Source organism: Rhizobium sp. ZK1, from assembly GCF_047782645.1.
Lineage (GTDB): Bacteria > Pseudomonadota > Alphaproteobacteria > Rhizobiales > Rhizobiaceae > Rhizobium.
In genome coordinates, this window is record NZ_CP180587.1 from 782,745 (window position 1) to 807,725 (window position 24,981).

At 59.9% G+C, this 24,981-nt stretch carries 23 protein-coding genes and 1 pseudogene; 10 read left to right on the forward strand and 14 right to left on the reverse strand.

From position 1 onward, the window contains the following. Positions 1-214: 214 nt before the first annotated feature. Genes ACK9YZ_RS26270 through ACK9YZ_RS26290 form a run of 5 tightly spaced genes read left to right on the forward strand, consistent with a single transcriptional unit; the run spans position 215 to position 5,163 of the window. On the forward strand, positions 215-1,177 hold the full coding sequence (locus ACK9YZ_RS26270; RefSeq protein ID WP_416068434.1) for an iron-siderophore ABC transporter substrate-binding protein: 963 nt from the start codon (positions 215-217) through the stop codon (positions 1,175-1,177). Continuing rightward, positions 1,174-2,217: a FecCD family ABC transporter permease gene (locus ACK9YZ_RS26275; RefSeq protein WP_416068195.1), complete on the forward strand. Its 1,044-nt coding sequence runs from the start codon at positions 1,174-1,176 to the stop codon at positions 2,215-2,217. Before ACK9YZ_RS26270 ends, ACK9YZ_RS26275 begins: the two co-directional genes overlap by 4 nt. After that, positions 2,214-3,254, forward strand: coding sequence for a FecCD family ABC transporter permease (locus ACK9YZ_RS26280; RefSeq protein WP_416068196.1), 1,041 nt, complete (start codon positions 2,214-2,216; stop codon positions 3,252-3,254). The genes ACK9YZ_RS26275 and ACK9YZ_RS26280 overlap by 4 nt, the downstream gene beginning before the upstream one ends. Further along, positions 3,251-4,093 carry an ABC transporter ATP-binding protein gene (locus ACK9YZ_RS26285; protein ID WP_416068197.1) on the forward strand — a complete coding sequence of 281 codons (843 nt, stop codon included), beginning with the start codon at positions 3,251-3,253 and terminating at the stop codon, positions 4,091-4,093. Before ACK9YZ_RS26280 ends, ACK9YZ_RS26285 begins: the two co-directional genes overlap by 4 nt. Further along, positions 4,090-5,163 carry a DUF2218 domain-containing protein gene (locus tag ACK9YZ_RS26290; protein ID WP_416068198.1) on the forward strand — a complete coding sequence of 358 codons (1,074 nt, stop codon included), beginning with the start codon at positions 4,090-4,092 and terminating at the stop codon, positions 5,161-5,163. The genes ACK9YZ_RS26285 and ACK9YZ_RS26290 overlap by 4 nt, the downstream gene beginning before the upstream one ends. A gap of 246 nt (positions 5,164-5,409) precedes the next feature. Here ACK9YZ_RS26290 and ACK9YZ_RS26295 read toward each other — a convergent pair whose 3' ends face one another. Together ACK9YZ_RS26295 and ACK9YZ_RS26300 are read right to left on the reverse strand one after the other, a co-directional pair. Continuing rightward, positions 5,410-6,315 (reverse strand): transglycosylase SLT domain-containing protein, encoded by a 906-nt coding sequence (locus tag ACK9YZ_RS26295; protein ID WP_416068199.1) that lies wholly within the window; start codon positions 6,313-6,315, stop codon positions 5,410-5,412. Positions 6,316-6,431: 116 nt separating this feature from the next. Further along, on the reverse strand, positions 6,432-6,695 hold the full coding sequence (locus ACK9YZ_RS26300) for a DUF982 domain-containing protein (protein WP_183725293.1): 264 nt from the start codon (positions 6,693-6,695) through the stop codon (positions 6,432-6,434). 320 nt (positions 6,696-7,015) lie between these two features. Between ACK9YZ_RS26300 and ACK9YZ_RS26305 the strand changes: the two genes are divergently transcribed. Both ACK9YZ_RS26305 and ACK9YZ_RS26310 read left to right on the forward strand, forming a co-directional pair. Then, positions 7,016-7,789 carry a siderophore-interacting protein gene (locus ACK9YZ_RS26305; protein ID WP_416068435.1) on the forward strand — a complete coding sequence of 258 codons (774 nt, stop codon included), beginning with the start codon at positions 7,016-7,018 and terminating at the stop codon, positions 7,787-7,789. A 361-nt stretch (positions 7,790-8,150) separates the two neighbouring features. Then, a pseudogene (locus ACK9YZ_RS26310) lies at positions 8,151-8,360 on the forward strand (DUF2934 domain-containing protein); the annotation flags it as partial. Positions 8,361-8,393: 33 nt separating this feature from the next. Here the strand turns inward: ACK9YZ_RS26310 and ACK9YZ_RS26315 are convergent. The 7 genes from ACK9YZ_RS26315 to ACK9YZ_RS26345 all read right to left on the reverse strand — a co-directional run bounded on the left by ACK9YZ_RS26315 (position 8,394) and on the right by ACK9YZ_RS26345 (position 15,407). Then, positions 8,394-8,768: a hypothetical protein gene (locus ACK9YZ_RS26315; RefSeq protein ID WP_416068200.1), complete on the reverse strand. Its 375-nt coding sequence runs from the start codon at positions 8,766-8,768 to the stop codon at positions 8,394-8,396. 64 nt (positions 8,769-8,832) lie between these two features. Next, positions 8,833-9,051 carry a hypothetical protein gene (locus tag ACK9YZ_RS26320; protein ID WP_416068201.1) on the reverse strand — a complete coding sequence of 73 codons (219 nt, stop codon included), beginning with the start codon at positions 9,049-9,051 and terminating at the stop codon, positions 8,833-8,835. Between the two features lie 170 nt (positions 9,052-9,221). After that, entirely contained in the window at positions 9,222-11,225 is a 2,004-nt protein-coding gene (locus ACK9YZ_RS26325) for an aldo/keto reductase (protein ID WP_416068202.1), read from the reverse strand. Positions 11,226-11,261: 36 nt separating this feature from the next. After that, complete coding sequence (locus ACK9YZ_RS26330) at positions 11,262-12,347, reverse strand: ABC transporter ATP-binding protein (protein ID WP_416068203.1); 1,086 nt, start codon at positions 12,345-12,347, stop codon at positions 11,262-11,264. 11 nt (positions 12,348-12,358) lie between these two features. Further along, a complete protein-coding gene (locus ACK9YZ_RS26335) occupies positions 12,359-13,195 on the reverse strand; it encodes a carbohydrate ABC transporter permease (protein WP_416068204.1) in 837 nt (278 codons plus the stop codon). Then, a complete protein-coding gene (locus ACK9YZ_RS26340; RefSeq protein WP_416068205.1) occupies positions 13,192-14,052 on the reverse strand; it encodes a carbohydrate ABC transporter permease in 861 nt (286 codons plus the stop codon). Before ACK9YZ_RS26340 ends, ACK9YZ_RS26335 begins: the two co-directional genes overlap by 4 nt. Before the next feature lie 80 nt (positions 14,053-14,132). Further along, complete coding sequence (locus ACK9YZ_RS26345) at positions 14,133-15,407, reverse strand: extracellular solute-binding protein (RefSeq protein WP_216760507.1); 1,275 nt, start codon at positions 15,405-15,407, stop codon at positions 14,133-14,135. An 85-nt stretch (positions 15,408-15,492) separates the two neighbouring features. Between ACK9YZ_RS26345 and ACK9YZ_RS26350 the strand changes: the two genes are divergently transcribed. Beyond that, the gene (locus tag ACK9YZ_RS26350) at positions 15,493-16,401 is read left to right on the forward strand and encodes a helix-turn-helix domain-containing protein (RefSeq protein ID WP_416068206.1); all 909 of its coding nucleotides are present in this window, start codon (positions 15,493-15,495) and stop codon (positions 16,399-16,401) included. A gap of 205 nt (positions 16,402-16,606) precedes the next feature. Then, positions 16,607-16,891: an acylphosphatase gene (locus tag ACK9YZ_RS26355; RefSeq protein WP_416068207.1), complete on the forward strand. Its 285-nt coding sequence runs from the start codon at positions 16,607-16,609 to the stop codon at positions 16,889-16,891. 3 nt (positions 16,892-16,894) lie between these two features. Here ACK9YZ_RS26355 and ACK9YZ_RS26360 read toward each other — a convergent pair whose 3' ends face one another. From ACK9YZ_RS26360 to ACK9YZ_RS26380, 5 genes are all read right to left on the reverse strand, one after another. Then, entirely contained in the window at positions 16,895-17,875 is a 981-nt protein-coding gene (locus tag ACK9YZ_RS26360; protein ID WP_416068208.1) for an ABC transporter ATP-binding protein, read from the reverse strand. 3 nt (positions 17,876-17,878) lie between these two features. Continuing rightward, on the reverse strand, positions 17,879-18,703 hold the full coding sequence (locus ACK9YZ_RS26365) for a carbohydrate ABC transporter permease (RefSeq protein ID WP_416068209.1): 825 nt from the start codon (positions 18,701-18,703) through the stop codon (positions 17,879-17,881). Then, positions 18,700-19,563: a carbohydrate ABC transporter permease gene (locus tag ACK9YZ_RS26370; protein ID WP_416068210.1), complete on the reverse strand. Its 864-nt coding sequence runs from the start codon at positions 19,561-19,563 to the stop codon at positions 18,700-18,702. Before ACK9YZ_RS26370 ends, ACK9YZ_RS26365 begins: the two co-directional genes overlap by 4 nt. A gap of 63 nt (positions 19,564-19,626) precedes the next feature. Then, on the reverse strand, positions 19,627-20,907 hold the full coding sequence (locus ACK9YZ_RS26375) for an ABC transporter substrate-binding protein (RefSeq protein WP_416068211.1): 1,281 nt from the start codon (positions 20,905-20,907) through the stop codon (positions 19,627-19,629). 69 nt (positions 20,908-20,976) lie between these two features. Continuing rightward, the gene (locus ACK9YZ_RS26380; RefSeq protein WP_416068212.1) at positions 20,977-23,310 is read right to left on the reverse strand and encodes a family 78 glycoside hydrolase catalytic domain; all 2,334 of its coding nucleotides are present in this window, start codon (positions 23,308-23,310) and stop codon (positions 20,977-20,979) included. A gap of 140 nt (positions 23,311-23,450) precedes the next feature. Here ACK9YZ_RS26380 and ACK9YZ_RS26385 point away from each other — a divergent pair, with 140 nt between their 5' ends. Further along, entirely contained in the window at positions 23,451-24,470 is a 1,020-nt protein-coding gene (locus tag ACK9YZ_RS26385; RefSeq protein WP_416068213.1) for a LacI family DNA-binding transcriptional regulator, read from the forward strand. The last annotated feature ends 511 nt before the right edge of the window (positions 24,471-24,981 follow it).

Here is a 24,981-nt window from a genome sequence, read left to right on the forward strand (position 1 = left end):
TAATAACTTGAGCAATGTTGTCCAGTATTGTAAATTTCCCGTGTTTTGTAGGATCCCACGGAAATCTCAACGCCACAGCCCTGAAGCGCTGGCATGACCGTTGACGCAGGTAGATTAACCTGAAAGTGGAGGTCAACTTAAAACAGGCGGAGTTTGCGTGATGCTGCGCTTTTTGCTTCTGGCCGCGAAACTGGCGGTAACGTGTATCTGGCTGATGGCCACTGCGCCCGGCAACGTTTGGGCTGACGAGAGCACGTCCTATCCTGTCATCATCAAGCATGCTTTCGGCACGACCGTCATCACCAAGAAGCCGGAGCGGGTCGCGACGGTCGCCTGGGCCAATCATGAAGTGCCGCTGGCGCTCGGCATCGTGCCTGTCGGTTTTGCGGCTGCCAATTTCGGTGATGATGACGGTGACGGACTGCTGCCCTGGGTGGCCAGCAAGCTCAAGGAATTGCACGTCGAAAAGCCCGTCCTGTTCGACGAAGGTGACGGCATCGATTTCGAGGCGGTCGCGGCCACCCGGCCGGATGTGATTCTGGCGGCTTATTCCGGCCTCAGCCAGTCCGATTACGATACGCTGAGCCAGATCGCTCCTGTCGTCGCCTATCCGGATGCGCCCTGGTCGACCGACTGGCGCGACATGATCCGACTGGACAGTGCCGGGCTCGGCATGGCCGCAGAAGGCGAAGCGTTGATCAAGATGATCGAGGGCGAAATATCAGAGACCGTCGCCGGCCATCCCGAATTGCAGGGTAAGTCGGCGATGTTCATCACGCATCTCAATGCGACCGATCTCAGCATGGTCAACTTCTACACGACGAACGATACGCGCGTGAAATTTTTCGCCGATCTCGGGTTGAAGTCTCCAAAGAGCGTCGTGGAGGCCTCCGTGCCGGGCAAGTTCGCAGGTTCGATCAGCGCCGAACGTATCGATTCCTTCGATGATGTCGATATCGTCGTCACCTACGGAAACCAGCAGTTGCTCGAAGTGCTGGAGAAGAACCCGCTGATGGCCAGAATGCCAGCTGTCTCCAAGGGCGCGCTCGTGACACTTGGCCGCGATCCGGTCGGCACTGCCGCCAATCCGACGCCGCTGTCGATCTCCTGGGTTCTCAAAGATTATGTAGCGCTGCTCACAGACGCCGCCGGAAAGTCAGCTAACAAGTCTCAATGATCGTACGCAGCCGAAAATCATCGTCCCGGCCGCCAGCATCCGCCCGGTCGAACCAGGCTCGCAGCCTCTGGCTTATCGGGCTCACCGCGGCTCTTGCGTGCCTCTGTGCGCTCTCGGTCACGGTCGGCACGCGCGATGTGGACTGGGTCGATATCTTCGCCGCCTTGGCCGGGCATGCGAACAATATCGGCCAGGCGGCGGTGACGGTACGCATTCCGCGCACGCTGCTTGCCGTCGTCGCTGGTGCAGCGCTGGCCCTTGCGGGCGCGATCATGCAGGGGGTGACACGCAATCCGCTCGCTGATCCGGGCATTCTCGGTGTTAACATGGGCGCATCGCTCGCAGTCGTCGTTGCGGTCGCGTGGTTCGATATCTCCTCGAACGAGGCCTATATCTGGACGGCGATCCTCGGCGCCGGATGTTCGGCGGTCTTCGTCTATACGATCGGCTCGCTCGGACGCGGCGGCGCAACGCCTTTGAAACTGGCGCTTGCCGGCGCAGCGACTTCGGTCGCCTTCGCCTCCATGGTCATTGCCGTCGTGTTGCCGCGCAATGACATCGCCGGCGGTGTCCGCTCCTGGCAGATCGGCGGGGTCGGCGGGGCGACCTTTGAGCGCATCCTTCCTGTTCTGCCGTTTTTGGCGATCGGCTTCCTCATCAGCCTGCTGTCGGCGCGAAAGCTGAATTCGCTGGCGCTCGGCGATGAGTTGGCCGCCGGCCTTGGTGAACGCGTGGCGTTTGCCCGCGGCGTTGCAGCACTCGGCGCCATCCTTCTTTGCGGCGCGACCACGGCGGTCTGCGGTCCGATCGGCTTTCTCGGCCTCGTCGTGCCGCATCTCTGCCGCCTGCTGGTCGGGATCGATCACCGCTGGCTCTTGCCCTTTTCGGCGATCGGCGGCGCCAGTCTGCTGCTCGCAGCCGATATCGTCGGGCGCATCGTTGCGAGACCTGCCGAGCTCGATGTCGGCATTGTCACCGCGCTTGTCGGCGCACCATTCTTCATTGCCATCGTCCGGCGCCAGCGGGTGCGTGAATTATGACCGTGCTTGTCTCTTCCCTCAATAGCATCATCGATAACCGCCGCCGCAGAGCGCGTCGGCATGCGCTCATGGTTTTTCTGTTGCTCTGCCTTGCCGTCGCACTCTTTGCGCTCACTCTGTCGCTTGGCCAGTCCTTCACCTCGCCCAGCGATGTCATCCGCGTGTTGCTCGGTGAGAATGTGCAGGGAGCAGCCTTTACCGTTGGACAGCTGAGGCTGCCACGAGCAGTACTTGCGGCACTCGCCGGCCTGAGCTTCGGGCTCGGCGGCGTCGCTTTCCAGATCATCTTGCGCAATCCGCTCGCAAGCCCCGATATTATCGGCATCAGTTCGGGGGCGAGTGCGGCGGCGGTCTTCGTCATCGTCGTCTTGTCGCTGAAGGGGCCGATCGTTTCTGTCGTCGCCGTCATTGCGGGCCTCAGTGTGGCGCTGCTGGTCTATGGCCTGTCATTCCGCAACGGAGTGGCGGGCACACGGTTCATCCTCGTCGGCATCGGCGTATCCGCGATGCTGGAAAGCGTCATCGCTTACATCCTGTCGCAGGCGCCGGCCTGGAGCCTGCAGGAAGCGATCCGCTGGCTGACGGGCAGCGTCAACGGCGCCCAGCTTGACCAGGCGGCTCCCCTGCTTTTGGCGCTTGCCGTCTTTGGCGGACTGCTGCTCAGCCGCACACGCGACCTGGAGGCGTTGCGGCTCGGCGATGATATGGCTGCCGCCCTTGGTGTCGGTGTGTCGCGCACGCGCGTCGTGGTCATCATCGCAGCCGTCGGCACGATCGCCTCGGCAACGGCGATGACAGGTCCGATCGCCTTCGTCGCCTTCCTGTCGGGGCCGATTGCCGCCCGCATCGTCGGAAATAACGGCTCGATGCTCATTCCCGCCGCCCTAGTCGGTGCGGTGTTGGTACTGGCGGGCGATTATGCGGGCCAGTTTCTGCTGCCGAGCCGCTATCCGGTCGGTGTCGTCACCGGCGCGCTCGGCGCCCCCTATCTGATTTTCCTGATCGTGCGCGTCAACCGGACCGGAGGCTCGCTATGACCGTTCATACCCTCACAGTCACCGGGCTTTCCGCAGGTTATGGCAAAGACGAGATCCTGCATGGTCTTGATCTCGCCGTACCTCCCGGCAAGATAACCGCCATCGTCGGGGCGAACGCCTGCGGCAAGTCCACGCTGCTGCGCGCTATGTCGCGGCTGCTCTCGCCGCGTAGGGGCCAAGTGCTGCTCGACGGCAAGTCGATCCATCGCATGCCGCCGCGCGACCTTGCGCGCAAGCTGGGGCTGTTGCCGCAATCGCCGATCGCGCCCGAGGGCATTACCGTCGCAGATCTCGTGAGCCGCGGGCGCCATCCGCATCAGAGCCTGTTTTCACGCTGGACCCGTGCAGATGACGAGGCAGTGGACGCCGCGCTTAACGCCACAAAGACTTCGGAACTTGCCGAAAGGCCGGTCGACGAGCTCTCGGGCGGCCAGCGCCAGCGCGTGTGGATTGCGATGGCGCTGGCGCAGCAGACGGAAATCCTGCTGCTCGACGAGCCGACGACCTTTCTCGACATCAGCCATCAGGTCGAGGTTCTGGACCTCCTGACCGATCTCAACCATGTGCGCGGCACTACCGTCGTCATGGTGCTGCATGATCTCAATCTCGCGGCGCGCTACGCAGACCACCTCGTCGCCATGACTGATGGCCGCGTCCACGCGTCCGGTCTGCCGCAGGATGTGCTGACGGAAGACAATGTGCGGCAGGTCTTCGGCCTTCAAAGCCGCATCATCACCGATCCCACATCCGGCCGGCCGATCATGCTGCCGATCGGTCGCCACGGCATGGCGGAGGGCAGGGCCGACCCTCAACACGCATTCCTCAAGGAGGGCAGATGACCATCGCTCAGGAATTCAAGCTCTCGGGTGTCGCGCTTCCCCGAGATGCGGCTGCCATGCTCGGCGAAATCTGCGAGCACTTCGTCGAACATGCGGAGGTGCACCGGCGCGGCGATCTCGCGCTTCTCAAGAGCAAGGGCGGCACTGCCGAGGTCCGTATTCAGGACCGCAAGCTGCTGATCGAGCTTTCCTGCCCCTCGGAGACGGCGTTGCAGATGAGCCGCAAGATGCTTGCCGAGCATCTCTTCTATTTCGCCGGCGAAGATCCGCTGGAGCTTGCCTGGTCCGATCCGGCATCGCTTGCCATGTTGCCGAATATTCATGAGGCGACCGTCATTTCCGCAGAGGACGTGACGCCACACATGCGCCGGGTGAAATTCGCCTGCGCCGATGTCACCCCGTTCATCGGCGGCGACATGCATGTGCGCCTGCTCGCGCCGCCGAAGGGCAGGGCACCTGTCTGGCCAGGCCTGCGCGCGGATGGCCGCGTTGCCTGGCCCGAGGGCGAAGACGCGCTTCTGGTGCGCGTCTACACGATCCGCACCATCAATGTCGAAAAACGCGAACTCTGGATCGATTTCCTGCAGCATTCGACACCCGGCATCAAAACGCCCGGCGCCGATTTCGCCCGCGACGCTGAGCCCGGCCAACGAGTGGCGCTGCTCGGTCCCGGCGGCGGCAGTCTCCCGGCGGCGCAGTCCATCCTGCTTGCCGGTGACGAAAGCGCGCTTCCGGCTATTGCCCGCATCGCCGAGGAAGTACCAGCGGGTGCGCGGCTGCAGGCAATCATCGAGGTCGCCGACGAGACGGAAGAACAGCCACTATATTCGGCAGGCTCGCTCGATGTGCGCTGGTTGCACCGCCGGGATTATGCCAATGGCGCCAATGGCGCCAATGGCGTCCTGCTGGAAGAAGCCAAACGGGCGATTGCCGCAACCGAGGGTGAAACCTTCATTTGGTTTGCCTGCGAGAAGGAGGATGTGCGCGCCATGCGCACCTACCTGAAGTCCCGCCGACACGATAGGAAAAGCATGTATGTCGCCTGGTATTGGGAACGGGAAGCCGACTAGCTTGAGGATGCATCCTTTGACGGTTCCCGAACCGGTCGACCGGGCGCTATCGGATCGCTTGCCGGAAATGTCTCTTCGAGCGACTCCTCAAGAAAATCGTCCTGCTCCTGCTCAGCGCTTTCAGTGTCCGCAGGCTTGTTGGCTGGCTCGGCTGTCTTGATCATCTCAATCTCCTTTACATCAAACCTCTCAAACCTAGCAGCCCGGATGGCGCTCCGTTACTAAACAGTCGGATAGGTTTCGGAATCAGCGATTCCTGAAGACCGTGCAGGCAACGCCGGCAGCGCGTATCGTGCTGCAGAGCTTGGTCGCCTCGGCACGCGTCTCTCTGCCGATCCTTGCAGCATAGCGTGGCCGGTATCCGAAATTTCCGCCTCTCTGCCGCACGATCACCGCGCGCTCCGCATTCAGTGGGTCGGGAAGCTTTGCCACCGATACCGTGAAGAGCCGGTCCGCGACGGACGGATTATAGTGGGCGGCAAGCTGCACGCCCCAGGGCGCCCAGTCAGCCGATCCAGTGAGGACGGGCTCATTCATCTGCCGCGTTTCGGCGAGCGCCACACATGCCTCCCGGAATGGCATTCCGTCCCGCAGGTCCGGAGCGGCGGTCTCCGGAGGGCTGTCCCGCCAGGTTTCGACGGTCTGGCCGGTAATTGCGAAAACATAGTCGCGGGTCTCGATCGGTAGGCGGCCGGAGGAGAGGAACCGGCTGAGACCGGACTCGCCCGCATTATAGGCGGCCGCCGCAAGCCCGAGATTGCCAAAACGAAGCCTAAGTTCGTCGAGATAGCGGGAAGAGGCTTTTAGCGCCTGAACGACATCGAAGCTGTTTTCCAGCTCTCTCAAGCGGGCGGTGCCCGGCATGAATTGCGCAATGCCTTCCGCGCCCTTGGGGCTGACTGCTTCCGGACGGAACAGACTTTCGCGCCAGATCAGGCGGGCGAAGAAGGCAGGTGGAATGTTGTGAATCGCTGCGAAACGGTCCATGACGGCGCAGAGATCGGCATTGAAGTGATCTTTTCGGATGCAGAGCGTTTGCCCGTCACCAACGTCACCCTGGTAAAGGCAAGCCGCTTCTGGAGCGGACGGCTCGGCAGTGCTGATCGCGGGCGCCGCCGCAGCCCATACTGCGGAAACCAGCACCGCAGCCATTAAGAATCTGCCGCATCTCATCATCGCCAAACCTTGCCTGACGACATCGTCGCGGTTTTCAAGCAAGACGGCAAGCGTCCTTCCTCGCCCGCGGCCAAGGCCGCGGGCAACGGGCTTCAGTGCACAACCGTCAGGATCGCAATGCCTGCTTCGGCAGCCGCACGGCGAATGGCATCCTGCAGTTCGCTGACATCGATTTGTCCGGTGATGGCATCGACGCAGGCCTTGACGGCCACAACATATTCCTCGCCGTCCTCGGACGGCCAGTCCGCAATCAAAACCTCAGCGGCGTCTCTCAACGTTCTGAGGACCCTGTATTTTTCTCGGCCACCCAGCATCAGCACCAGAGGTGGAAAGCGCTCGTATATGTTCCATTCCATTACACTTGGTCTCCCCAACGTAAGGATATTGGTAACGTTGCAAGAACCATACCGATCGCGTGTGAAAATCGTGCATCCGACAACTTTAGGGCTGCGGGGTCGGATTTGGCGGCCGGGCAACGCTAGAAAAATGGATATTAAAACTCAAGTTTTCATTGCACGGCATTCAACCCCCCGCTAAAGAAAGATCGTCATTGGCCGGATGCGAGCGGGCCACGTAAGCGTTAACGTCACTCAACGCGTATGATCGAACGGCTTTGCGGTTTCGATCTGCGCGACTGTGTCCTGCGGATCGTTTTCCGAAGCCCCGGAAGGACATGATGGATAACAAGCAATCCACAGATCACTCGTTCCCTGCGCCCTCAATCGAGCGGGTCCGCCATGAATTGCGTCGCCGCTTCCTGACGATCGAGAGCGTGACGGATATTACGCCTGGCATGCGACGCATCGTGCTGAAAGGGGAAGATCTCGCCGATTTCACGAGCCTGGCACCCGACGACCATATCAAGATCATCGTGCCCGGTGCCGATGGCGCCGAGGAACGTCGGGATTACACCCCGCGTCGCTACGACAACGCAGCTCGTCGTCTGACCATCGACTTCGCTTTGCATGAGGCGGGTCCCATCACGCAATGGGCAATCGATGCCCGCGTTGGTACGCCTCTTGAAATCGGTGGCCCGCGTGGTTCGGCCGTTGTCGCCGGTACAGTGAATAGGTGGCTTCTGATCGGCGATGAGACGGCTTTGCCCGCCATCGGCCGGCGAATTGAGGAGAGCGGGGCTGAAACGACGATTACGACAATCGCCGCAGTCGCAGACCCGCAAGAGCAGCAGTCGTTCGAGACTTCTGCAACGCTTACGATGCTCTGGGTTTACCGTCCTCTCTCCGATGCGACGAATGCCGAACCGCTGATCGTTGCTTTGGCAGGGATCGACATCGTTCCCCAGACATTCGTCTGGATCGCGGCTGAGGCGTCGGTGGTGCGGGCAATCCGCTCATATCTCACCGAAGATCGCGGATATCCGCTTAGCTGGATCAAGGCATCGGGCTATTGGGTCAAGGGCAAGGCCGATACGACCGAGAAGTTCGGATAGCAGCGAACTGATGGCGTTTAGGAGCTTCCGCCCATCGCTCAGGGAATGGCCCCATCTGCGGAGGGGCCACCGAGCTCCGTCTCGATCGTGTTCACCATTGCTGCCCGTGCGGCGCGAAGCCGCTCATTCTCGTTTTGCCGTGCGGCGGAACATCGGGCGGATGGTGGTGTTTCTAAGCAAAGGAGATACGGCCATGGATGCAGACCACACCAACGCCCAAGCCGAACAGCGCCGCGCGAAGGACGTCGGATCAATTGCTCCGCCAACGGTCCGACCGCCGGACAAAAAGGATGAAAGCGAGTGACCCGTCGTAGCACTGAGAAGTCATGCCGGCGACCATGCGGAGATTGGAGGTAGGGCGATGGCCAGGGACAAGGAAGAAGTAATTCGTCAGCGTGCCTACGAGATCTGGGAGCAGGAAGGCCGTCCGGAAGGGAATGCGCTTCGCCATTGGCTGCAGGCATCCGATGAATTCAGCGAAGACGAGGAACATGAGACATTGCAGGAATTGATCGACGAGGATGATCGCGACGATGCCGCTCTGCTGCAAGGTGCAGGTGAGAGTGGCGATGTTCACTCTCGTCGCTAGTCGCGTATAGGTGGATTATTTTTCCGCTCGCTCGAGCAGAATGCGCGCCTCTTCGAAGCGGCGCTTTCGGTCGCCATCGTCTTCATTCGGCGAATACCAGGTATTCGACACACAGAACCGCGCCAGATGATGCGGCTTGTCGGCCTTGTCGAATTCGCATTCAAATGTATCAGTCATGTCAGCCGGAGCGGTTCCCGCGCGGGTGGAGTAAGTCATCCGCACGCCTGGTGGCTTGAGTTCCGGAAAGGACTGCACGGAGCCGATCGAAAGCTGTTCCGTCATGAAGAAGCCCTTGGCAACTGCCTGGCAGGTCGCCTCGAGATCGGGGGATTGCGCGAAAGCTGCCGCCGGAAACAGGACAATACCGAATAATACTAAACGTTTACGCAAAGGTCTCTCCTCTGAACATTGTTTAGGATGAGGTAGAGCCAATGCGGTAAAAGCAAGTGGGACCTCAGGCAGCGCCGGAAAAATCTTGTGACAGCAGACCCAGCAGTTCGTCGCGATCCCGCACGCCGAATTCAAACCAGTCGATAAGCGCTTTCGCCCTTGCCATTCCCAAGTCGCTGTCACGGCGGCAACGAGCGGCCGAGCACCATTCCCGGTGAATGCCGTCGAGAAAGTTCATCACCTCCGACGTCAGCGCTTCCTTCGGCCAAACCGTTCGCGTCATCGCCTTGCTCCCTGATGCAGCCTCACAGTAGATGACCTATGGTTGAGCGCAATGGCGAGAATGCAACACTAACGGATTAGTTGGCGTTCGTCATTGCTCCGTCGCGCAACAAAAAAGCGGCAGGCACACAGGCCTGCCGCTTGTCATCACATACTCTCTGGGGGAGGCAATCAGCCCTCCAGCCACCTCACCTGTTCGGGTGTCAGCTTGATATCCAGCGCCGAGAGGCTGTCTTCGAGCTCGGCGATCGTGCGTGGTCCAATGAGCGGGATAACGGGGAAGGGCTGGGCGATGACATAGGCAAGCGCGATGTGGATCGGATGTCTGCCAAGCTGCTTGGCAAGCTCGATTGCTCGGTCACGCCGTCCGAAGTTGCGGTCCGAATACCAGCAACGCACGATCTCCTCGTCGTCACGCTTGTCGCGCCCGGCCCGGTCGGTGAAGAAACCGCGGCCCTGGCTCGACCATGCGAAGTTCGGGATCTGCTTTTCGTTCAGCCACGTCTTCCACTCATCGTCAGAGGAGGCCACGCAGCCGGCCCAGATCGGATCGAGCATTTCGGCCAGCGAGAAGTTGTTGGAAAGCGTGGCAGGCGCGGCCTTGTCGTTCTTCTTCGCATAGGCAATCGCTTCATCGAAACGCTCGCGCGTCCAATTCGAGCCACCGAAAATACCGCGGATGCGGCCGCGTTTGACCTCGGCATCCATGGCATCGACGAATTCGCCGACAGGCACGTCGGTATTGTCGCGATGCATGAAATAGATATCGACATAATCGGTCTTCAGCCGATTGAGCGATTGATCGAGCTGCTTGCTGATGATGTCAGGATAGCAGAGCGGAGAGTGGGCGCCCTTGCCGATCAGTACGATCTCTTCGCGCGGCACCTGACGGCTGGTATGCCAGTCGCCAAAAATGTTTTCCGTCTTGCCTCCGCCGTAGACGAAGGCCGTATCGAAGACGTTGCCGCCCGCTTCATAGAACGTGTCGAGGGTCAGGGAGGCGGCAGCGAAATTCGGGAAGAATTCGAAGCCGAGGGTCACGACGGAAGCCGGTTTCGAAATGCCGGGGATCTGCCGTTTCGGAATAGAATTGCCGCGTTGAACGGTGCCGCCGGCAATGTTCAGGTTGCGCTTGACGGCTTTCTCGACACCATATTCGAGACCGACCGAAGCGCGCCATTGGTCGAGCACTTTGAGGTTGTTGGTCGAATCCGCCCAGCTCATGCCGGGTGAACGGAATTCCTTCTCGCCGGCACGGATCGCGTCACCGGCCGCATCTGCTTCGAAGGAGTAGAGCCAGCGGTCTTCCTTGACCTCGACCGTTTCCTGCTCGCCGTTCCTGAAGATTTCGATCCTGCCGACACCGCCCTTGTGGCCGGAAGCAAACCAGAAATCCTTGACCTCGATACGGCCCTGCGAGCCGATGATGCGCAACACATTGTCCTGCTGCGCCATGATCGAACATGAGACTTCGGCAATGATATCGTTTGGGAATTTCAGCACGGCAGAGGCCCATTCATCGACGCCGGACTGGCCGAGATGGGCAACACCGGCCACCTTTTGCGGCTCCAGGAAGGGTTTTCCGGCCGCAGCACCGGCAATCAGCCGGGCCATGGAAACGGGATAACCGCCGACATCGAGAATGCCCCCGCCGGCCGTTTCATTGGCAAACAGGCGGTGTTCCGGCTTGTAGGTGCCCATGTTGAAGCCGAACGAGGAGCGGATAATGCGGATATCGCCGATCGTGCCGCTCTTGACCAGCTCGATCAGCTTTTCCGTCTGCGGATGCACACGATACATGAAGGCTTCGCCGGCAAAGACGCCAGCCTTCTTCGCCTCATAATAGATCGCCTCGGCATCATAGGCCGAGAGAGCGATCGGCTTTTCGACCAGCACATGCTTACCTGCGCGGATCGCCTTGATCGCCCATTCGGCATGGCCGGTATGCGGGGTGGCGATATAGATCGCATCGACTTCCTGGTCCGTCAGCAGCGCCTCGTAACCGTTGATGATACGTGCGCCGGGAAAACCCTCGGCAAGACCTGGCTTGTCGGGATTGCGGGTGGCGATTGCAACCAGCTTGCCGGTGCGCGAATGCGCAACGCCATCGGCAAAGGTGCGGGCGATGGTGCCGGGGCCTATGATGCCCCAGCGGATTGGATTATCTGAAGTCATGACTATCCTCTTTCGTCTTTCAGTCCTGGGATTACGTTAGCGGAGCCGCTTGCCGGCGGCATCAAACAGGAAGGTGCGGGTGGTGGGCAGCGACACCGTCAGCGTCTCGGTCTTGCCAAGGCTGCGGGATTCCGGCTGCTCGATGATGAGCTGGTCGCCGCCGAAGTTCGCATAGATGTAGCTGGTATTGCCGAGGTGCTCTGCAACGTCGACGGCAACCGTCAGATCCGCTTCGCCCTGGCCCGCCTCACCGAAATGCTCGGGCCGGATGCCGAGCGTTACCGCCGCGCCTGATGTTACGGACGGGTCGGAAAGTGGTACCTCCAGCCGAGCCGTCTTATCGCCGGTGAGCACGACCGTTGCCTTGCCCGCGTGCACGTCGACTACCTCGGCCTTGAGGAAATTCATTTTCGGCGAGCCGACGAAGCCGGCGACGAACTGATTGGCTGGATCGTCGTAAAGGTCCAGGGGCGCACCGATCTGCTCGATATTGCCGGCCCGCAGAACGACGATCTTGTCGGCGAGCGTCATCGCTTCGGTCTGATCGTGCGTGACATAGATCATCGTCGTGCCGAGCTGCTTGTGCAGCCTGGAGATTTCGACGCGCATCTGCACGCGCAGTTCCGCATCGAGATTCGAGAGCGGCTCGTCGAACAGGAAGACCTGCGGTTCGCGTACGATGGCCCGGCCGATCGCCACGCGCTGCCGCTGGCCGCCGGACAGTTGTTTCGGCCGGCGCTTCATCAGTTCCGTAATCTGCAGGATCTCGGCGACACGGCCCACCCGCTGTTCGGTATCGGCCTTCGGATTGCCGTTCATGCGCAGGCCGAAACTCAGGTTCTCCTCGACGGTCAAATGCGGATAGAGCGCATAGGACTGGAAAACCATGGCAATGCCGCGATCGGCCGGCTCGACGTCGTTGACGACGCGGCCTCCGATCTTCAGCTCGCCGCCGGTAATATCTTCAAGGCCGGCGATCATGCGGAGCAGCGTGGACTTGCCGCAGCCGGAAGGGCCGACGAAGACGACGAACTCGCCGTCCTTCACGTCGAGATTGGCGCCGTGAATGATTTCCAATGCGCCGTAGCGTTTGATGATGTTGTGGAGTGAAAGCTCTGCCATGGGCTCCCCGATTATTTGATTGCGCCGGCCGCAATGCCGGCGATGAAGTGACGCTGTAGAGCCACGAAGATGACAAGGATCGGCGCGGTCAACAGTACGGCGCCCGCCATGATGCCGCCCCAGGAAACCTTGGTGAGACCGATCAGAACGCCGAGCGCCACTGGAGCCGTCATCATGCCTGGCCTCGAGTTGATGAGCAGCGGCCAGAGGTAATTGTTCCAGGAGGCGAGGAAGAGGATGATCGCGAGTGCCGCCATGGTCGGGCGGGCGAGCGGCAGCGCAATGCGCAGGAAGATCTGCCATTCCTTGACGCCTTCGACGCGTGCCGCATCGAAAAGATCGTTTGGCATCATGGAGAAGGATTGCCGCATGAAGAGCACGCCGAGCGAATTGAAGAGCGGTGGCACGATGAGTGCAACCCAGGTATTGGCGAGCTTGAACTCACGCGCCACCATGATGAATTGCGGAATGACCACGACGAAATAGGGCAGGGTGATCGTGCCGAGGATGATGGCGATGACCAGCGAGCGGCCGACGAAACGATAGCGGGCGAGCGCCCAGCCGGCCATGGAGGTCAGCAGCACGGACAAGACGGTATAGACGGTGGCAACGACAATCGAGATCACCATCGCGCCGATGAAGTTCGTGTCCGCCTGCAGGTTCTGGAAATTCGCGACGAAATTGGTCGAGGGCCAGAGGACGATCTCAGGGCTGAAGATGCCGTAATCCGGCATGGTCGAGAAAACGAACATCATCCAGAGCGGAAAGAGCCAGATGATTGCAAGCGGCAGCAGGAAAGCATGCAGGGCGATCTTGCGGATGAGAAGGGATTGCGACTTGGATCTCATTTCGGATCCCTCCCGACCCAAAGATTGAGAAGCGAGATGGCCACTGCGAGCGCTGCCATCGTATAGGCAATCGCCGAGGCATAGCCGAAGTTCAGCGATGTGAAGCCCTGGCGATAGAGAAGCAGGCCAAGCGTCTCCGTGCCGCCGCCCGGCCCACCACGGTTGGTGATCAGGAAGGGTTCGGCGAAGAGCTGCATCGTGCCGATGACCGACAGAACCACGCAGAAAAGAATGATGGGTTTCAGAAGCGGCAGAGTAATGTGGAAGAACTGCTGCAGCTTGCTGACGCGGTCGAGTGTTGCCGCCTCATAGACATCCTCTGGGATCGATTGCAGGCCGGCCAGAATGATGATCGCATTGTAGCCTGCCCACCGCCAGGTGACGGCGATGATGATGACGACCATGGCAGCGTTGGCATTGTCGAACCAGGATACGGGCGCGAGCCCGGCGGCGCCGATCAGCTTGTTGATGATGCCGAAATCGAGATTGAACATCAGACGGAAGACGGCCGCATAGGCGACTTCGCCGACGACGACGGGTGCGAAGAAAGCAAAGCGGAACAAGGCGCGCGCCTTCAAGAGCGGCGAGTTCAACAGTACCGCCATGACAGTCGCGAGCGTGATCATGACGGGGACCTGGATGACCAGGATGATGAGCGTGTTATAAACGGCGTTATAGAAGGCCGGGTCGCCGAAGAGGCGCCCCCAATTGGCCTGAAAGCTGAATTTCCACGGATTGATGCGCGTGTTCTGGAAGGAAATCAGGAACGAATTGATGATCGGCCAGACCCAGAAGACGGCGAAGACCAGAAGATAGGGCGAAAGGAACGCATAGGCGCTCCGGTTTCTGATCGGCATGGTACCTCCTTACCGAAACGAATGTGCCTGCCGCCTCCTGCAGCAAGCGAAGCCGGGCGCCTTGGCGCCCGGCTTGCCATTCATTGTGCGATCGGAAGACCCGTCGCTGACGCGATCTGCTTGGCGGCATCGTCGAGAGCCGTCTTCGCATCGGGATAGCCGCCGGCGAAATATTTCGTCTGCGTCGTCTTGTAGATGGCATCTGCGTCAGTCTGGAAGGCCGTGCCGCGGCTCGGCACGATCTTCGGCAGGGTGGCGAGGATGTCGGCCCAGATCTTCTGGCCGCCCCAATAGGGCTGCGGCTCGTTGACGAAGGGATCCTGAACGGCCGACAGCAGCGACGGCACGAGGCCGAACGATTTCAGCATGGTGACCTGACCCTCATTGGTGGTGAGCGCATAGGTCAAATATTTGAAGGCCGCTTCCTTGTTCTGTGAATTGGCATTGATCGCGAGCGAGGAGCCGCCGAGATTGGCCGCATGCGGGCTCTCTGCCGTCATGCCAGGCATGGCGTAGACGCCCCACTTGCCTGAAAGGTCCGGGGAGCCGGAGCGGATCGTGCCTTCGTACCAGCCACCGAAGACCTGGCTTGCGACCTTGCCGGCGGTGTTGGAGGAGATCTTCTCATCCCAGTTTGCCGCCGTCAGCGTGCCGGCATCCTTCATCGCCTTGACTTTTTCCAGCGTCTGCACGCAAGCCGGCTGATTGATAGTGATCGACTGGCCATCGGTCGAGAAATAACCACAGCCCTGTTCATTGGCGAGCATGCGGAACCATTCGCTGTCGCCGTTGAAATCGGCCTGACCCATCACGACGCCGGGATTGGCGGCCGAGACCTTCTTGCCGGCGGCAATGAAATCGTCCCAAGTTACGATCGACTTCGGATCGACGCCGGCCTTTTCATAATAATCGCGGCGGTAGAAGACGGTGACGGGGCCGGAATCCCAGGGCATGGCATAGGCGACATCGCCGATCTCAAGTTCGGTGCGCTTGAACTCGGGGAATTTCGCCTGCATGTCGGCGTTGTATCCGAGGTCCTTCAGATTGGCGAAGCAATCCGGGAAACGGCTCCAGAAGATCTCGGCCTCGAAATTCTCGATCGTCACGATATCGGGGAGGCCGTCGCCGCCGGCGGCGCAGGCGGCAAGCGTCTTGTCGAAGACCTGCTGGTTGCCGAGATCCTGGACATCGACCTTGATGTCGGGAAACTGCTTGTTGAAGCCTTCGACCGTCGATTTGAGAGCGGAAGCTGCGACATTCCAGCTCCAGATGGTAAGCGTAGCGGATTGCGCATAGGCAGATCCGGATGCAAGCAGCACAAGCGCTGTCGTTGCCGTGATGAGTTTAGAGCGCATGAAAATCCTCCCTTTTCAATTGCCGTCGCTGAGCGAACGTGGCTAATCTAGCGCGGCGGGAACGGCTGTCTCATAAAAAGGGAATATGGAATTGGCGGAAAGTAAGGTCGTCGGCAAACCTGTTTACCAGCCTGGTGCGAGCACCATTGAAGGCATGCCGATGGCGCTGCAGATGTTTTATGCCCATCCGCCTGTGATGGCGATGCCGCACTGGCATGCTCAGGTCGAGGTCAATTACATCATGCGTGGCAGCGTCCACTACCGGATGAACGACCATGATATTACCCTCAAAGCCGGCCAGATGTGCCTTTTCTGGGGAGGGCAGCCGCATCAGATGGATGACTCCTCGGATGATTCCCTTTACGCGGGCGCGCATCTGCCGCTCGTCTATTTTTTTCGAATGCGCCTGCCTCCGACCATAGGCACACGTCTGATGAAGGGAGAAATTCTGCTGACATCGGCGACCGACGCGGCGGATGAGGCCAATTTCCCCCGCTGGTACGACTATGCGAAATCCAACGATCCTAGGAAAACGCAGCACGCCGTCGATGAATTGCTTCTGCGCATCGAACGGATTGCCCTGGAATCATACCTGATGGTGCCCGGCACCGGCGTCGAGGGACTTGAGCAGCCCAATTCGCATCTTTCCCGCAGCGTGGCGCGCATGTGCGATTTTATTGCGAGCAATTTCCTGCAGGACATCGACACCGTCGAAATCGCTCGCGCGGTCGATCTTCATCCGAAATATGCGATGAACCTGTTCAAGAAGACGACGGGCATGACGATCAGCAAATATATCAATCTGCTGCGTCTTTCACATGCTCAGGCGCAGCTCATGGGCGAAGGGGCGAATGTTCTTCAAATTGCGATGGATAGCGGCTTCGGCTCCATCAGTGCTTTCAACAAATCCTTCCGGAATATTGCCGGCATGTCGCCATCCGATTTCCGGCGGGATATGCGCTCGGTGATCAGCACTCTCTCTGCCGCCGGTTGAGACGCCCTTGGTTTGTCTTCGAAATGGGTCTTGATCACGGAGGCCGATCGCCTAGTCTCGCTCGGGCGCTGACATAGCTGCCCAAGAGCCAAGAGATGCCATGAAAAGATGTCTTGAATGCGTGGGTCTTCCGCTGGTCGAAATAAGACCCTTGCAATGAAGGCCAGCAGCGGCATCTTCATCTCGTTGCCAGAGAGGACTTCAAATGACCGTCACCCTGGATGCTTTTCGTGTACGCATTACCGGTGGCGTGCAGGGCGTCGGCTATCGCGCCTGGACCCGCGGCCAGGCCCTCCAACTCGGCTTGACGGGCTGGGTGCGGAATGAGGCTGACGGCTCGGTCAGCGCGCTGATCATCGGCTCTCCGGCCGCGACCGGTTCCATGCTTGAGCGTTTCTGGAGCGGTCCCGCCGGCTCCTCGGTATCGGAGGTGAAGGCCGAGGAGGCCGCGCTCGATGAGGTGCCGAGCGACTTTCGTATCGTCCGATAGAGATCAGGAGAACCTGTGTTCCTTCCCGGTGAGTGGCGAGGCGAATTGCGTCTCGCCGATCTTGACCGGCCGGTCACCGTCCGTGCGTGCGACAAGTGTCTGCAATTCCGGCACATCGAGATAGACTACCGTATCGGCACCGAGCCGCTCGATGTGACGCACTTTGCCTTGCCATTTCCCTTCAGTGGATGAGAGCGCGACGTGTTCAGGGCGGATACCATAGGTCTTGCAGCCTTCCCGCGCCGCAATCTCTCCCTCGAACAGGTTCATCTTCGGCGAACCGATGAAGCCTGCGACAAATGGAGTGGCCGGATTGTTGTAGAGCGTCATCGGCGTTCCGACCTGCTCGATCTGACCGCCGTTCAGAACGACGATCTTGTCGGCCATCGTCATGGCCTCGACCTGGTCGTGGGTGACGTAGATCATGGTCGCGCCGAGCTTGGCATGAAGGTCGGTCAACTCGATGCGCATCTGCGAGCGAAGTGACGCGTCAAGGTTTGACAACGGCTCGTCGAACAGGAAGACTTTCGGATTGCGGATGATCGCCCGACCGATTGCGACGCGCTGACGTTGACCACCGGAGAGTGCCTTCGGCTTGCGATCGAGCAGATGCGAGAGCTGCAGGATATCAGCTGTCTGCTTCACCCTTTCGGCGATCTCCGCCTTCGGTCGCCTGGCAAGCGACAGGCCAAAGCCGATGTTTTCTGCGACAGTCAGATGCGGATAAAGCGCATAGGATTGGAAGACCATGGCGATACCGCGCTCGGACGGCTCGGCATAAGTGACGTCCTTGCTGTCGATGAAGACCTTGCCCGACGTCTGTGTCTCCAGTCCGGAGATGATGCGCAGCAGCGTCGATTTCCCGCAACCGGACGGACCGACGAAGACGCAGAATTCGCCGGCATCGACGGTGAGATCGACGCCCTTCATCACCTCCAGGCTGCCGAAGCTCTTGCGGACACTTTCGAGTACAACTGATGTCATGGTCTATCCCTTGACTGCACCGGCGGTCATGCCTGCAACGATCTGCCGGTTGAAGAAAATGAAGACGATCAGGGGCGGAATGGTCACTAGAAGGATGTTCATGAACAACAGGTTGAACTGGGTCTGGAACTGCCCCTGGAAATTATAGAGCGTGAGCTGGACGGTGACTTTTTCCCGGCCTGGCAGGTAGTAGAGCGGGTTGGTGAAATCGTTGAAGATGGCGATCGACTGAACGACGATGACAGTCACGGTGACCGGCTTCAAAAGCGGCAGGATGACGCGAAAGAAGATCTGGAACGGCTTTGCCCCGTCGATGATGGCCGCCTCGTCGAGATCCCGCGGAATGGTTGCGATGAAGCTGCGAAACAGGAGAACCGTGAAGCCGAGGCCATAGGCGACCTGGATCAGCACCATGCCGGACAAGGTCTTGAAGAGGCCGAGCAGTTGCAGCACCCATATGGTCGGAACAATCGCCGGCGGGATCATCAGGCCGGCGAGCACGCAGCCATAGATGACCGCATTCCAGCGCGAGGGGCGGCGCTGCAGCACGTAGCCGACCATGGCGCCGAACAGCACCAGCAGGGTGACGGCGACGACCGTGATGACGGTCGAGTTAAAGTAGGCGAGCAGCAGCATGTAATTGCGAGTCTGCACGACCTCCATAAAATTCTGCCAGAGCTGCCACTCGACCGGCCAGCTGAATCTCAGCGTTGCCGCATCCTGTTTCGTCTTGGCGGCAGTGATAAAGATGAAGAGGAAAGGCAGCACGAAGATCACGCCGCAGGCGGCCAGTGCCGCAATCCCGGTATAGAGTTGGCGGCGGCTCATAGATCCACCTCCTTGCGATTGAACCAGGCCGTTAGCGGCAGAACAATGAGGCCGATAAGGAGGAAGAGGATCACGTTTCCGGCCGTTGAAAGGCCATAGAAGCCCGCCTGGTACTGCTTGTAGATGACGCTTGCCAGCACATCCGAGGAAAAGCCGGGGCCGCCGCGCGTCATTGCCCAGATCAGGTCGAAGCTTCTGAGACCACCGATCAGCGAGAGCGTCACGACCGTCACCGTCGCGGGCTTGACGAGCGGGACGGTCACGCGGAAGAACATCTGGGCGCGGGTCGCCCCATCGATGCGGGCGGCCTCATAATAGTCGGGGCTGATCGATGCGAGCCCTGCGATATAGATCACGGTCGCAAGCCCAATACCCTTCCATAGGTCGACGAAGACGATGGAATAGAGCGCGAGAGCCGGATCGGTCAGCCAGCCGGGGCCATGAATGCCGATGGCGGCGAGCGCCACGTTGATCAGCCCGCGGGTCGGATGCATGAGCACCGAGAAGGTGATGCCGACACCGATAGTCGATACCAGAACCGGAAAGAAGATCACGGTGCGCAGTAGCCCTTGTCCCCAGAGGCCGGAGGTCAATAATACCGCGAGTAGAAGACCGAGAACGGTTTTCGTGCCTGAGGTCAGCACCGCATAAATGACGGTGTTGACGAGGCCCTGGATCAGGAAGGGTTCGCGGAAGAATTGTCGGTAGTTTTCCAGGCCGATGAACTGCGTGGTGAACAGGTCCCAGCGCGTGAGGCTGAACCAGAAGGAGGCGACCGTCGGTGCCAGAAAGAGGACGGTGAATATCACCGCCGCCGGCAGGACGAACCAGTAGGGATAGGGTGACTTGCGTTTTATCATATGGACACCGTGAAGCGTCCCCCACGCAGGCTCAAGGAGGTGAGTGGGAGATCGGCTGGAAGGTTACCAGTTCGGCAGGCCGAGCTGCTTGGCCTGCTTTTCGACATCCTGATCGTAGAGGGCGGCCGCATCCTTGGCGGAGCGTATGCCGGTTCCGACCTCGACGGTGATCTGCTCGAGCGCCGGTCCCTTGACGGGCGAGAGGAATTCGAGCGCCGGACCGTTGCGTCCCTCGGTATCGAAATACGGCAGCATGTCGGAAACAACCGGCGGAATGTCCTTGGGAAGTTCGCATCCCTTGACGAGGTAGGGACCTGACGGAACGGCCTTCGCCATCAGGTCGCAGGCTTCCTTGGAGCCGACGAAATCAAGAAATTTCTTGGCCTCTTCCAGGTTTTCGGACTTTGCGGAAGCATAGAGCGCCGAAGGCATCCAGACGGTCAGGCCGTTCTTGGCAGCGTCCGTTCCAGGCTGAGCGAAGAAGCCCAGATCCTTCAGGTTGTCAGGGAAATTCTGCTGGATGTTGCCGATACCGAAGGTGAGGTTCGGATAGTGCGCGGCCTCGCCTGTGGCGACCATGCGCATGCCGTCGTCAAAGGTCGCCGCGCCGAAGTCCGCGTTGAGGAAACCGCCCTTCGCGACCTCCTCAAGATGTTCGAAGCCGCGCAGGGCAGCAGGCGTGGTGGCATATTTGATCTTGTTGGCGGTATAGTCAGCCGCGAAATTCGGAACCTCGGTCTGGACGTTATAGAAGTCGGCAAGCACAAAGAGCTGCGAGGTCCAGGTTGTGCCATAGGTCTGCGCCACAGCGACCTTGCCGGCTGCCTTGATCTTCTCGTTGTTGCTCATGAATTCCGCCCATGTCTTCGGCGGCGTCAGCCCGAGATCGGCATAGATCTTTCTATTATAGAAGATGCCGCCGCCCATGGCAGGACCAAATGGAAGGCCGCGAACATGGCCGTCCGGGCTGGTGACGACCTTCTTGAAGCTGTCGAGAATACCGGCTTCCGATGGAAGATCGGAAAGATCTGCGATCGTTTCCTGCGGCTTCAGAGCCTGGAAGAGGGAGCCGCCATTATATAGGAAGACATCGGCCATTTCGCCTGTGGCGAGCCGGGTCTTGATGATGTTATCGCCCTCCGAGCCTCCGGCACGCTGCTCGACGTCAAATGTGACGTCGGGATGCTTTTCCATATAGGCTTTGGAAACGGCATCGAACGAGGCAATCGTCTCCGGATTGGTGTCGATCAGCACGCTGAGGGTCACATCTGCATGCGCCACTCCAGCGGCAAGAGCCATGATACTGGCTGCAAGGATGCTGCACTTCGTCATTCGCATAGTCATTTCCTCCTCTTGAAGACCGGAATGCGTTGGGCTGCTTGCCCGCGGATCGAAAATCCGCGAGCAACCGCATCAGATAGAAAATGTAATCGTATGTTCTCCTGCGCCGAGCTTGATCTCCTCACCTTGCTCGATCAGGGTGCCATCTGCCTTCAATGACTTGCGGTCGCCTTTGCCCTGCAGACGCGCTGTCACGCCTTGCGGCAGCACGAGACGGCATGTGACGGCTCCCTCCTCCAGGGTCCACCCAGCTTCGATACGGCCAAAGTGCGTGTCATGCCAGGCTGCAACCGGCGAGAGAGCAGGCAGGATCGCGGGATCGAAGACGACTTCCTCGAAGCCCGGCTTGTCTTCCAGCGGCTTGATGCCGGCAACATCTTCGAAGAGCCATTGGCATACCGCGCCATAGGCATAGTGGTTGTAGCTGTTCATATCGGGATCATAGATCGTGCCGTCCTCGGCGAGCGCGTCCCATCGCTCCCAGATCGATGTCGCGCCGCGCTCGACCTGGTAAAGCCATCCCGGAACCTTCCGGTTGAGGAACATCTTTTCGACAAGGTCCAGCATGCCGAGCCGGGTCAGTGCCGGCAGCAGGGCAGGAGTGCCGATGAAGCCTGTGCCGATGACGCCATCGGTCTCTTCGGCCACCCTGCGGAAATAGTCGCGGGCAGCCGGCTCATATTCCGGCGGAACGAGGCCATAGAGGAATGCCAGGGACCATGAGGTCTGGTCGTTATGCGCAATGCGGCCGGAGGGCGCGAAGAACTCGTGCTTGAACGCGGCCCTGATCTCGTCAGCGCGCTTGTCGAGCCGCGCGGCCTCGACGTTTTCACCAAGAATACGAGCGATCTTTGCCGTCAGTTGCGTTGAAATAAAGTGGTAAAGGGTCGCTGCGCAATCATCCGCCACGGTCGGGCGCGGCTTGCGGTTATCCCCGACCGGCTGGAGCCAGTCGCCGAAGGTGAAGCCATGCGCGCCCCATACGGCGGGCGGGCGGATGATCGGCCCATCCGAGATGCCCCAGAGGTAATCGAGCCAGCGCAGCATTGCCGGGAAGCACTCTTCTAGAGCAGCGCTGTCGCCGTAATGCAGGTAAAGCTGCCAGGGGATAATGACGATTGCATCGCCCCAACCGGTCGAGCCCGCCCAATCGCCGCGGCCGTCGATCGGGTGCAATCGCGTCGGATCGGGCGAAAAATGCGAGACCGCGCCGTTGGCACGCTGGTCGTGGATTACATCGCGGAGATACTTCTTGAGGAAGGATTGGCTATCGGCAAGCCAGCAGGCCGTTCCGGCAAAGACTTGGGCATCGCCCGTCCAGCCGAGGCGCTCGTCGCGCTGCGGGCAATCGGTCGGCACTTCAATGAAGTTTGAGCGTTGCGACCAGATGGTATTTTCGACGAGCCGGTTGACGGCCGTAACACCAGAGGTGAAACCACCGGCGCTTGTTGGCACTGAGGTCACCGGCACCATGGTGACCGCGACCAACTCGGTTTGGCCGATCACAGTGATGCGCGCATAGCGGAATCCAAAAAAGGTAAAGAGCGGCGCATAATCCTCTTCGCCTTGCCCCGAAAGCGTATAGGTCAATTCGGCACGCGCGCTGCGATAATTGCGGTTGTCGAAGAAGCGGTCAGGGCCGAGCACTTCGGAATGCTCCACGCGCACCTGCGCCCCGGCCGCACCCTTCAGGCGCAGGCGGATATAGGCACCGGCGTTCTGGCCGAAATCATAGACGGTCCGGCCATCGGCCTCCGTCCAGCTGTCGATCGGTGAGAGAGCGTCCAGTTCTTTAACCGCACCGGTCTCGTGCGGAACGAGCAAGGCCTTATCGAAGGGAAGGAGATCGACGCCGTGGCTGTCCTGCGGACGGATGCGGGCGTCATAATCCTCGCCGAAATAGATCCCGTTACGCACGACAGGACTAAAGCCGCTCTTCCAGCCGTCATCCGTCTTCAGGAGCAGTTCGCCGCCTGCGCGCAATTCTGCGATTGCCGCTGTCCGGTCACCCCAGCAGTTGACGATCGGATTGGAAGCCCACATGAGCTGGCTGCGGTACCAGCCATCACCGAGCCAGATCTCGATACGGTTGCCGCCGGGCTGCAGGAGCTGTGCGACCTCATAGGTCTGATAGGCGATGCGATCATCGTAGCAGGTCCAGCCCGGCGTCAGGAGGTCGCTGCCCACGCGCTTTCCGTTGATGAAGGCGCGGTAGAGACCGAGCGCCGAGATGCGCAACGTTGCTTCAGCCGGAACCGCTTCGAGCGTGAATTCACGCGACACGAAGGTGCCGGCCGTCGCCTGCCCACCGTCGCAGGACGGGGCGATCATCGACGCCGTAAACTGGAAAGCAGAACCGGCAAGCCCGTCTTCCCCGGCGATGCCGTGGGCCGAAACAGTCTTCATTTAGAACCTCCTCAACCGCCAATTCCTCCGGCGGCCACCTGTGTGTATCGTTCTATGTATATCATTCTACACTATCGATTGCCGCGCAAGAGGTTTTGTGCCTATAATTTTCACGAGACCTGAGAGTGAGGCAATTTGGAATGAAAAATCAGACCGTTAACGCGATGAGGGACAGGGTCACGATCCGTGATGTGGCGCAGGACGCTGGCGTCTCCATCGCTGCGGTATCGAAGGTACTGCGCAATGCCTACGGCGTCAGCGAAATCCTGCGAACGAAGGTGGAGATCTCGATCGAAAAGCTGAATTACCGACCTTCCGTCGCAGCGCGCGCCATGCGCGGCCGCACGCAGACGGTTGGTGTGTTGGTCATCGAATTGTCGAACCCGTTCCTGGCGGGCGTCATCGAAGAGGCCAACGCAACCCTTTCGGAAAGCGGTTTCAAGGCGTTGATCGGGATTGGCCGATCCACAAGCCCGATCGAGGCCTCGATGATCGAATCAATGATCGATAATCGCATGGATGGCGTGCTGATCATTGCACCGCGCATATCAGGCAAGGTGCTGGAGCGTTATGCGCGCCAGATTCCGCTCGTCGTCATCGCCCATCACGAGCCGCATGCCCTGACCTACGACACGGTCAATTCCGATGATCGCAGGGGCGCTCACCTGGCAGTCGAGGCTGCATTGCGGTCCGGCTACCGAGACATTGCGATGCTCGGATATGATCTTGCCGATTCACCGCCGACCATCGTCGCCCTCCAGCGCGAGAAGGGTTATCTTGACGGCATGCAGGCGGCGGGTCTGGAGGCTCGCATCATCCGACTGCCGTTGGTGGGGACCGACCGTCGCGCTGCGATCAATGATTTCCTGGCCTTGAAGGATCGTCCGCGTGCAGTCTTCGTCTGGTCCGATCTCGATGCCGTTCCGCTCATCAATGCCGCGCGCATGAGTGGGATACGGGTTCCGGAGGACCTTGCGATTATCGGCTACGACAATTCGCCGATGGCGGCCATACCGCTTGTCGGCCTGACCAGCGTGGACCAGAACGCCGCCCGGCTTGGCAGTACTGCAGCCGAGATGCTGCTCGGCAGGATTGATGGCCGCGAGGAGGCCCGGCATCTGCTGATCGAGCCGCATGTGGAAATGCGCGGAAGCACCTGACTGGCATGTGACCTTCCGGAACCACGCAGATCATGCGGTGGGACAGAATGCCCTGAGCACCTCTTTCTGTTCTAATTCTATGATACGGCGACGCTATACCGGTCGAAGACGCCGACAAAAGCAGCTGTCGAATTCACGGACCAACCGACAAGCGGCCGGTTAAATCCCATACCTCTCAGATTCGCGACCAGGCGAAGCCGATTTACGACTTCGCCTGGTCGATTCGTTATAAAGGCCGTCTTGACACGATAAATTGGATGGAGGGCCGCCACTTATTGGACGAGGAATCCGTCTTCGCGGTCGGTTGCTGCTCCCCGATGGGGCCATTTTGGCCGGTGAGCAACCCGATTAATCGCCCGTTCATTTTGTGGTCGCTATTGACCACTATCCGCCATTTCGAACAATCCCAGTTTGAATGTAAACTTCCTTTCAAAAGCGATGAAGATGCCTAATTCGAAACGCTCGTGCTCCTGCTCGCATCCCGTTCCGCAAGAATGCAATCGTTGGACAC